Source organism: Mesorhizobium sp. LSJC285A00, from assembly GCF_000503155.1.
Lineage (GTDB): Bacteria > Pseudomonadota > Alphaproteobacteria > Rhizobiales > Rhizobiaceae > Mesorhizobium.
The window spans coordinates 1-8,766 of record NZ_AYVK01000081.1 but is presented as its reverse complement, the minus strand read 5'-3'; the positions used below and the strand labels follow the sequence as shown (position 1 = coordinate 8,766).

The 8,766-nt window shown below is 62.2% G+C and carries 9 protein-coding genes and 1 pseudogene; 9 read left to right on the top strand and 1 reads right to left on the bottom strand.

The genetic code is table 11. The features are described 5' to 3' along the window. Nucleotides 1-395 (top strand): Holliday junction DNA helicase RuvB C-terminal domain-containing protein (locus X726_RS137645; protein WP_023673848.1); only part of this gene is annotated, 395 nt, incomplete at its 5' end. Nucleotides 396-529: 134 nt separating this feature from the next. Then, a complete protein-coding gene (locus tag X726_RS137650) occupies nt 530-1,429 on the top strand; it encodes a metallophosphoesterase (RefSeq protein WP_031215631.1) in 900 nt (299 codons plus the stop codon). Between the two features lie 144 nt (nt 1,430-1,573). On the opposite strand, the gene X726_RS137655 is transcribed toward X726_RS137650, so the two are convergent. After that, nucleotides 1,574-2,824 (bottom strand): cellulase family glycosylhydrolase, encoded by a 1,251-nt coding sequence (locus tag X726_RS137655; RefSeq protein ID WP_023673846.1) that lies wholly within the window; start codon nt 2,822-2,824, stop codon nt 1,574-1,576. Nucleotides 2,825-2,889: 65 nt separating this feature from the next. Here X726_RS137655 and ybgC point away from each other — a divergent pair, with 65 nt between their 5' ends. From ybgC to X726_RS137690, 7 genes and pseudogenes are all read left to right on the top strand, one after another. Next, a complete protein-coding gene (gene ybgC, locus X726_RS137660) occupies nt 2,890-3,360 on the top strand; it encodes a tol-pal system-associated acyl-CoA thioesterase (RefSeq protein WP_023673845.1) in 471 nt (156 codons plus the stop codon). Nucleotides 3,361-3,672: 312 nt separating this feature from the next. Then, nucleotides 3,673-4,383 (top strand): protein TolQ, encoded by a 711-nt coding sequence (gene tolQ, locus X726_RS137665; RefSeq protein WP_023673844.1) that lies wholly within the window; start codon nt 3,673-3,675, stop codon nt 4,381-4,383. Between the two features lie 9 nt (nt 4,384-4,392). Continuing rightward, nucleotides 4,393-4,845 (top strand): protein TolR, encoded by a 453-nt coding sequence (gene tolR / locus X726_RS137670; protein ID WP_023673843.1) that lies wholly within the window; start codon nt 4,393-4,395, stop codon nt 4,843-4,845. Between the two features lie 7 nt (nt 4,846-4,852). Continuing rightward, the gene (locus X726_RS137675; RefSeq protein ID WP_023673842.1) at nt 4,853-6,010 is read left to right on the top strand and encodes an energy transducer TonB; all 1,158 of its coding nucleotides are present in this window, start codon (nt 4,853-4,855) and stop codon (nt 6,008-6,010) included. 38 nt (nt 6,011-6,048) lie between these two features. Next, nucleotides 6,049-7,353 carry a Tol-Pal system beta propeller repeat protein TolB gene (gene tolB / locus X726_RS137680; RefSeq protein WP_023673841.1) on the top strand — a complete coding sequence of 435 codons (1,305 nt, stop codon included), beginning with the start codon at nt 6,049-6,051 and terminating at the stop codon, nt 7,351-7,353. Between the two features lie 273 nt (nt 7,354-7,626). Next, complete coding sequence (gene pal, locus X726_RS137685) at nt 7,627-8,133, top strand: peptidoglycan-associated lipoprotein Pal (protein ID WP_023684182.1); 507 nt, start codon at nt 7,627-7,629, stop codon at nt 8,131-8,133. Between the two features lie 211 nt (nt 8,134-8,344). Further along, nucleotides 8,345-8,766 (top strand): annotated as a pseudogene (locus tag X726_RS137690) (tol-pal system protein YbgF); the annotation flags it as partial.

Here is an 8,766-nt window from a genome sequence, read left to right as displayed (position 1 = left end):
GCGGCACGCCGCGCATCGCCGGCCGGCTGCTGCGCCGCGTGCGCGATTTCGCCTCCGTCGCCGGCGACGGCCACGTCGACAAGCAGATTGCCGACGAAGCTCTCACCCGGCTCGAGGTCGACGCGCTCGGCCTCGACGCACTCGACCGCCGCTATCTCTCGATGATCGCGCGCAATTTCGGTGGTGGGCCGGTCGGCATCGAAACCATCGCCGCCGGCCTCTCCGAGCCGCGCGACGCCATCGAGGACATTATCGAGCCCTATCTGATCCAGCAGGGTTTCATCCAACGCACGCCACGCGGCCGCGTGCTGACCGCCAACGCCTGGCGCCATCTCGGCCTCGACGCGCCAAAGGATCTGGCACAGCAGCAGATCAACCTGTTCCAGGAAGAGTAACGGACATTTGTTCTTCGGAACGGATTTCTGTGCAGAATCTCCTCAAACCTGCCAGCGTGAAGGCGCATTCCTCGATTGTATCGGGCGTCGCAATGTCGGCGCGAACTGCTCCGATCAAGGTCGGAGCCAGAAAAGTGATCACCAGACGCGGGTTCCTGAAATTCGCCAGAGGTTCGTTCCTCTCGCTGGCTTCGCTCAGTGCCTATGCGGTCGGCATCGAGCCGATGCTGTTGACGCATGTGAAGCGCTACCAGCTGACGCCGCCGCATTGGCCTGCAGATCTCAAGCTGCGCGTCGTAGCACTTGCCGATATTCACGCCTGCCGTCCCTGGATGACGCCTGAGCGGATCGCTTCGCTCGTCGAAGATGCGAACGTGCTGAAGCCCGATCTGATCGTACTGCTCGGCGACTATTTCTCAGGCATGTCCCTGGTGACGAACCGGGTGGAGGCCCATGAATGGGCGCCGGCCTTGTCAGGACTGAAGGCGCCGCTTGGTGTGCTGTCGATCCTCGGCAATCACGACTGGTGGCACGATCCTTTCGCGCAGCAGGCCGGAGCGGGGACTGTGGCGCGCAAGGCATTGGAGGAATCCGGCATCTCGGTTCTGGAGAACGACGCCGTGCGCCTGCAAAAGGATGGATACGGCTTCTGGATCGCCGGGCTCGCCGACCAGCTGGCACTGTTACCGAACAAGGCCGCAGGCCGCGACAGATTTGAAGGCCTGGACGATCTCGACGGCACGCTGGCCAAGATCACCGACCAGGCACCGATCATCCTGCTTGCGCATGAGCCTGACATTTTCCCGAAAGTGCCGTGGCGGGTTTCGCTGACGCTGTCGGGCCACACACATGGCGGGCAGGTCAGGCTGTTCGGCTATTCACCGGTGGTGCCGTCCCGCTTCGGCAACCGCTTTGCCTATGGCCATGTCGTCGAGAATGACCGCAATTTGATCGTGTCAGGCGGACTCGGCTTCAGCATCGCGCCGGTGCGCTTTGGCATGCGGCCGGAGATCCTGCAGATCGACCTCGGTTAGGGCATGCCGGTATTCAGGTGATGCCGGCCTGCAAATGAGGTGTTCCTGCGCTTCCGGTAGTCACGGACCAAAGTCCGCTCCGTTCCGGTTTTCGGACCCCTCATTTTCGACTCGGCCTGACCTGAATCTCGACATGCCCTAGGGCTAATGGAGCGAGCGGATCGCATCCATCACGGCGGGTTCGGCCTTTTCGCCGTTGAAAGCGTCGACGATGCCGAAGGCGCCGCCAAAACTCCACACCGACCATGAGAAGCCATGCGCCTCGGCGCGCGCGATCATGTCCTTGACATAGGCCGCGCGGTATTTGGGCGGCATCACATAGGGATTGCCATATTCCTGGCGGATCATGCCGAACTCGCCCAGCGTGATGTTTTCCGGCTTGATGGCGTTGGCCTTCGCCCAGGCCTCGACCTTTTCGAACGGCGCATCCATGACGCCGAGCAGCTTTTCGTCCGTGTCCATGCTGGCGACTTGTTCATCGAGATAGGCGAGCAGGCCGTTCCGTCTGGTCCGTGGCGCCTCGGCTTTTATCTTGGCGCGGATCGCATCCAGCGTCGCATCGAGCTCGGCGCGCGGCACCGCGGTCAGCGGATAGGGCAGGCCGGTAACATAGAGAATGAAATCGCCGGCCCAGGTCGCGCCCTGATGCGTCAGCAGGAACGGGTCGTAGGAGTGGAAGGTCCAGATGATGTTGTCGTCGGGGATCGACTTTGGGTCGATCCTGACCAGCGAAGCCGCACTGGAATAACAGGCGCCGGTCAGGATCAGCGTCAGCCTGGTGGCCGAGGCGCGCGCGGCCGCGAACAGCTTTTGCTGACGCTCCGGCCACAGGCTGGTGCCATCGCTGTCGCAGTCGACGATAGGCTCGTTCATCGGCTCGAAAGCGACCTGCGCCGGGTCCTCAGTGGCAAGCGTGCGCGCCATTTTGCGGACGACCTCGACATAGGCGTCGAAGGTTGCGGGATCGTCCATCACCTGGCCCATGCCGATCTCGCGGCCGCCGCCGGCCGGGATCAGGTGCATGTCGACGATCACTTTCAGACCGGCCCGGTTGATCATGCGCGCCGAGTCCCGCACGCTGGCATAAAGGTCGTCACGCAGCGCCAGTGTCTGATCCGACATAAACGGCGAGGGATCGACCGGCATGCGCAGAAAGTCGAAACCGGCGGCCTTCAGCGCCTTGAGGTCACCCTCGTCGAGGAACTTGCGCCATTCCGGATAGGGCAGGATGGCTTGTCGGTCGTTCCATTTGTCTTCCCCGACCCAGGTCGTCCACTGGTCGAGGTTGAGGCCGCGCTTCATCGAAAAGCTCGCGGCCTGACCGGGAAGCGCAGACGCCGCCAGCACCAGCAGCGCTGCCATCAAGGTCTTGATCCTCGCCGTCAACAGTGCCATCCGGTTTGCTGCGCTGGTGATTTTGGCAAGACAGGTGCCCCGCCGGGGGCAAAAAGGAAAGCGCGATGGACGATCATGGTGAATCGGCGGCGCTTGCCGGCGGGCTTTCCGGAGCCTTGACGGAATTCGGCCATCGGCTGATGGCGCGAGTCTATTATGCCGACACCGATTTTTCCGGCGTCGTCTACCACGCGCGCTATCTCGAATTCTTCGAGCGCGGCCGCTCGGACTATCTCAGGCTGGCGGGCGTCCACCACACAGAACTTCACGAAGGCAAGCACGGCGAACGGATCGTCTGGGTGGTGCGGCGGATGGAGATAGATTTCCGCTCGCCTGCCCGCATGGACGACATCCTGACCATCGACACATCAACGCAGGATATTTCCGGCGCCCGCATCGTCATGGCGCAGCAATTGAAACGCGGGACAGAGGTTCTGGTCGAAGCAAAGGTCGAGGCGGCGATCATCGGCGAGAACGGCCGGCCGAAGCGCTTTCCGAAAGAATGGATCGCGGCCTTTCTACCAGGAGCAAGCTGATATCCAGGCCTGCCGGCCGGCAACGAGCGGCCAATCGGCAGCGCATTCGATTGTGGATGGATGGCCCGCGTCGTGCCTTGGCGCGGCAATGCGCCGCGCCATATTTCCTAACCCATCCTTAACCATAACGGTTCATGAAGAGATCGGTGAAGATTGGAAGAATCCGCGCGCCTTCCTTTCACCAATATTTGCCCTGAAAAGGCCGCCAACGGTGCATTTTGGGGTTAATCCGGAAGCCAAGCGCGAAGGGACCACAAGGGATGCCCATGGGCCAGCCGCCAGCGATGCCCGGAAAATCTTAAGGACTGAAGCATGGAAACTACCGCACTCGCCGATCCGGCAGCGCAATTGTCGATTTGGGCGCTGTTCACACAGGCCAGCTGGGTGGTCAAGCTGGTCATGATCGGTCTGCTCTGCGCCTCGGTCTGGACCTGGGCGATCATCGTCGACAAGCTGGTCAGCTATGCCCGCATGCGTCTGTCGCTCAATCGCTTCGAACAGGTGTTCTGGTCGGGGCAGTCGCTGGAAGAGCTCTATCGCACGCTTGCCGACCGCAAGACCACGGGCATGGGTGCGATCTTCGTTGCGGCCATGCGCGAATGGAAGAAGAGCTTCGAGAAGGGGGCCAAATCGCCGCTCGGCCTGCAGACCCGCATCGACAAGGCGATGGACCTGGCGTTGACGCGCGAGATGGAGAAGCTGGAGGGCCGTCTCGGCTTTCTCGCCACCACTGGTTCGGCCGCACCCTTCATCGGCCTGTTCGGCACCGTCATCGGCATCATGACCTCGTTCCAGGCGATTGCCGGTTCGAAGAACACCAGTCTCGCGGTTGTTGCACCCGGCATTGCCGAAGCGCTGCTGGCGACGGCCATCGGTCTTCTCGCCGCCATACCGGCGGTTATCGCCTACAACAAGCTGTCATCCGACGCGAACAAGATCGCGGTGCGGATGGAAGGGTTCTCGGATGAGTTCTCCGCCATACTCTCGCGCCAAATCGATGAAAAAGTAGCGCCTAAGGGCTGAGGTAAGAAGATGGGTATGTCGGTTGGCATGGCAGGACGCGGCGGGCGCGGACACAGGCGGCGCGGCCGCCACCATGCATTGATGTCGGAAATCAACGTCACGCCGATGGTCGACGTGATGCTGGTGCTCTTGATTATCTTCATGGTCGCCGCACCTATGTTGACGGTCGGAGTGCCGGTCGACCTGCCGGAGACGAAGGCCAAGGCTATGAACGCCGACACCCAGCCGATCACCGTTTCGATCGACGCGGCCGGCAAGATTTTCCTGCAGGAGACCGAAATCCCAAGGGAAGAGCTGGTCGCCAAACTGCAGGCGATTTCCAAGACCGGCTACGAAGAGCGCATCTTCATCCGCGGCGACAAGGCGACCAACTATGGCGCCGCGATGGAGGTCATGGCCCTCATCCAGGCCGCCGGCTACAAGAATATCGGCCTAATTTCACTGCAGCAACAGGATCAGTAGACGCACGATGAAGACCGGCCTCACCACATCGGTGATACTGCATACGGTGGCACTGGCTTTCGGCCTGTTCACCCTGTCGGCGCCGGCCGCGCTGCCGTCCACGGATGTGGAGTCGATAGCGGTCGACATCGTTCCCATGGAAGCCATTGCGCAGACGCTGCAGGGCGACAAGAAGGCGGTGATGCACGAAAAGCCGGCGCCGATGCCGACCAAGCGTCCCGACATCGTGCCAGATGCACAGAAAATCGGCGAGAACAGCGTTGATACCGACAAGCCGGTGACGGACGAGCCCAAGCCGAAGCCGGTGGAGAAAACAGCGACGGCTGCTCCGGCGCCGACCCCGACCGAAAAGCCGAAGACCGAGGACACGCCGAAGCCAAAGGAAGCGCCGAAGCCGACACCTGCGACGGAGGTGGCGCCGGAGCCGCAGCCGAAGGAAGAGGTCAAGCCCGAGCCGGTGAAGCAGGTTGAACCGAAGCCGACCCCGGTGAAGGAGCCTGCACCAACACCGCAGCCGGACACGACCGCCGCCATAGAGCCGAAGCCACGCGTGAAGCCCGATGCGGTCGCCGAAGCCATATCGGATCAGCAGCCTCTGGAAGAAGCGCAGCTTCCGACTTCCGCTCCTGCTCCCGAAGCACGGCCGAAGCCGCAGCCGGCGCAGGCCGAAAGCGCGAAGGCTCCGGACCGCAAGGACACCGACAAGCCGGTCAAGGAAGCCTCGTCGAAGCCGAAGTCGGATGACAAGCAGTTCAATGAGGCTGACATCAAGGCTTTGCTCGACAAGCAGAAGCCATCCGGCGGCGGCGCCAAGCGCTCGACCCAGCAGGCATCGCTAGGCGGCGACAAGGATCAAGGCCAGAAGCTGTCGAAGTCCGAGCAAGGGGCATTGGAAGAACAGCTCGGTGGCTGCTGGACCCTCCCGGTTGGGCTTGAGGGTTCTGAGGATTTCACCGTGGTGATCCGTTTCAGCCTGGATGCCTCCGGCAAGCTGGAGGGCCGTCCGACCGTCGAGAAGTCCAGCGGCAACCCCCAATTCGACAGCAGCGCGGTTCGCGCTGTGCAGAAATGCGATGTCGCCGGCCTGCAGGTGCCCGCCGGAAAGCATGACATTTGGTCCGACGTTCGCGTCAACTTCGATCCCAGAGCGATGCTTGGCCTGTAGCCTGAGCACCCAGAAATCAGCAAGAGAAGCGAGAAGACATGAAATCCATCCTCAAGCCGCTCCTGATGGTCGCCGCGATGGCGATGGGCATGAACGCCGTCGTCACCTTGCCTGCTCGAGCAACCCTCGAGCTCAACGTCAACAAAGGCAATGTCGAACCGATGCCGATCGCCATCCCAGATTTCCAGGGAGGGCTCGGCGCGCAGATTTCCGAGATCGTCACCGCCGACCTGAAGCGCTCCGGTCTCTTCGCACCGATAGACAAGAACGCCTTCATCGAGAAGATCGCCAATCCGGATGCGCAGCCCCGTTTCGACGACTGGAAGGTGATCAATGCGCAGGCGCTGGTCACCGGCAGCGTGAGCAAGGAGGCGGACGGCCGAATCCGCGCCCAGTACCGACTATGGGATATTTTTGGCAACCAGCAGATAGCCGGGGAGCAGTTTTTCGCCAACGACGCAAATCAACGCCGTGTCGCCCACATCATCGCCGATGCGATCTATGAGAAGCTCACCGGCGAGAAGGGCTATTTCGACACACGCGTCGTCTTCATCGACGAATCCGGCGCCAAGAATGCGCGCAAGAAGCGGCTCGCCATCATGGACCAGGACGGCGCCAATGTGCGCTATCTCTCCGATGGCCGCTCGATCGTGCTAACGCCGCGTTTCTCGCCCAACCGGCAGGAAATCACTTACATGTCGTACGAAAGCGGCCAGCCGCGGGTCTATCTGCTGCAGATCGAGACCGGGCAGCGCGAACTGGTCGGCAATTTTCCCGGCATGACCTTTGCGCCGCGCTTTTCGCCCGACGGCCAGAAGGTGATCATGAGCCTGCTGCGCGACGACGGCAATTCCAACATCTTTGCCATGGACCTGCGCAGCCGCTCGACCACCAGGCTCACCAATTCGACGGCGATCGATACCTCGCCGTCTTATTCGCCCGACGGCAGCAAAGTGGTGTTCACTTCCGACCGTGGCGGCCGCGCGCAGATCTATGTGATGGGCGCCGACGGCTCGGGCCAGACCCGCATCTCGTTCGGCGACGGCGTCTATTCGACGCCGGTGTGGTCGCCGCGCGGCGACCTCGTCGCCTTCACCAAGCAGACCGGCGGCGAATTCCAGATCGGCGTCATGAAGACCGACGGTTCGGGCGAGCGCATCCTCTCCTCGGGCTTCCAGCAGGAGGGACCGACCTGGGCGCCCAACGGCCGCGTGCTGATGTTCTTCCGCGACTCCGCCGGCGGCCCAAAACTGGTTTCCGTCGATCTCACCGGCCGCAACGAACAGTCGATCCCGACCGCGAATTTTGCTTCCGACCCGGCGTGGTCGCCGCTGCTGGAGTAACTAAGTTTCGGCCTGGCCCGCTCGCTTCGTTGCAACTCGGCAACACTACCTTAAAAGCCCCGTTTTGGGGCTTTTTTCACGCCAAAGTCGCGTTTTGGCCGCATTTCCGCCTACGGTCCGCGACCATTGTGGCATCAGGTCATTTTGGCCGGGACGGCGGCTGAAACCAAATTTTAACCGTGTTTCTTGAATGCCGGTTAACCCAAACGTGGTTACTGGGTGATCAACGAAATCACTCGAAATACGATCACTCGAATACGAAGGAGAGGCGGCATGGGCCGTATCGCAGCACTTACCAGAAACCCGGCGATGATTGCCCTGATCGCAATGCTCGCCATCACCGGTTGCGCCTCGAAGAAAACCCCGAACAACGCTGCCGATCTCGGTCTCAATGGCGCGGGTGCCGCAACGCCGGGCTCGGCGCAGGACTTCACCGTCAACATTGGCGACCGCATCTTCTTCGACACGGACTCGACCGCGATCCGCGCCGATGCGCAGACGACGCTGTCGCGCCAGGCACAGTGGCTCAACCAGTACAAGCAGTACGCCATCGTCGTCGAAGGCCATGCCGACGAACGCGGCACGCGTGAATACAATTTGGCTCTCGGCGCCCGCCGCGCCGCCGCCACCCGCGACTTCCTGGTCGCCAGGGGCGTTTCGGCGAGCCGCCTGAAGACCATTTCCTACGGCAAGGAACGTCCGGTCGCGGTCTGCGACGACATCTCCTGCTGGTCGCAGAATCGCCGCGCCGTCACCACGCTCTCCGGCGCCGGCTCCTGATGAGTAAGACGGCGGCCTTAGTCGCATAATTGCAACACCTCCATGCGAAAGGCGGCCTTGTGGCCGCCTTTTTCAGTTTCGGCCCCGGAAACAAACCCGGAAACAAAATTTGGCCGAAGTCTCGCCTCCTGCTAAGAGCCGAGGGCGTCGTGCCGGTCCCACTGTGATCGGAAGGCGCGAACAGGCTCACGATATTCACGGCGAGAGGCACATGCATTTCAGATCGGTCTTGAGCGGCACGCTTGCGCTGCTGCTCGTATCAGGCTTCGCGGCTTCCGCGAGCGGCACCGGACAACCCGCGGATAGCGGCTTTTCCTTCCATCTGCCGACGCTCGGCATTTTCGGCAAGAAGGAGAAGCCGGAGCAGCAACAGATCGCGCAGCAGCAGGACGGCACCGCCGCCGCGGGGCTGGAAGATCAGCTCCGGCAGATGAACGGCAAGCTCGAGGAACTCAACTTCCAGATCCTGCAGATGCAGGAGCAGATGCGCAAGCAGCAGGAAGACAACGAGTTCCGCTTCCAGCAGTTGGAAGGCGGCTCCAGCGGGCAGCCGCCGGCCCAGAAGAAATCGGAGGCCGCGCCGCAGGACGGTGGCGCGGGCACCGGCGTCGCCGAGGCCCCGGCAGACCAGGC

Excerpts from the sequence above, each read along its gene's own strand:
- pal (WP_023684182.1), top strand. The coding sequence starts at position 7,627 with ATGGGCCGTATCGCAGCACTTACCAGAAACCCGGCGATGATTGCCCTG.
- tolB (WP_023673841.1), top strand. The coding sequence starts at position 6,049 with ATGAAATCCATCCTCAAGCCGCTCCTGATGGTCGCCGCGATGGCGATG.
- ybgC (WP_023673845.1), top strand. The coding sequence starts at position 2,890 with ATGGACGATCATGGTGAATCGGCGGCGCTTGCCGGCGGGCTTTCCGGA.
- X726_RS137655 (WP_023673846.1), bottom strand. The coding sequence starts at position 2,824 with ATGGCACTGTTGACGGCGAGGATCAAGACCTTGATGGCAGCGCTGCTG.
- tolR (WP_023673843.1), top strand. The coding sequence starts at position 4,393 with ATGGGTATGTCGGTTGGCATGGCAGGACGCGGCGGGCGCGGACACAGG.
- tolQ (WP_023673844.1), top strand. The coding sequence starts at position 3,673 with ATGGAAACTACCGCACTCGCCGATCCGGCAGCGCAATTGTCGATTTGG.
- X726_RS137675 (WP_023673842.1), top strand. The coding sequence starts at position 4,853 with ATGAAGACCGGCCTCACCACATCGGTGATACTGCATACGGTGGCACTG.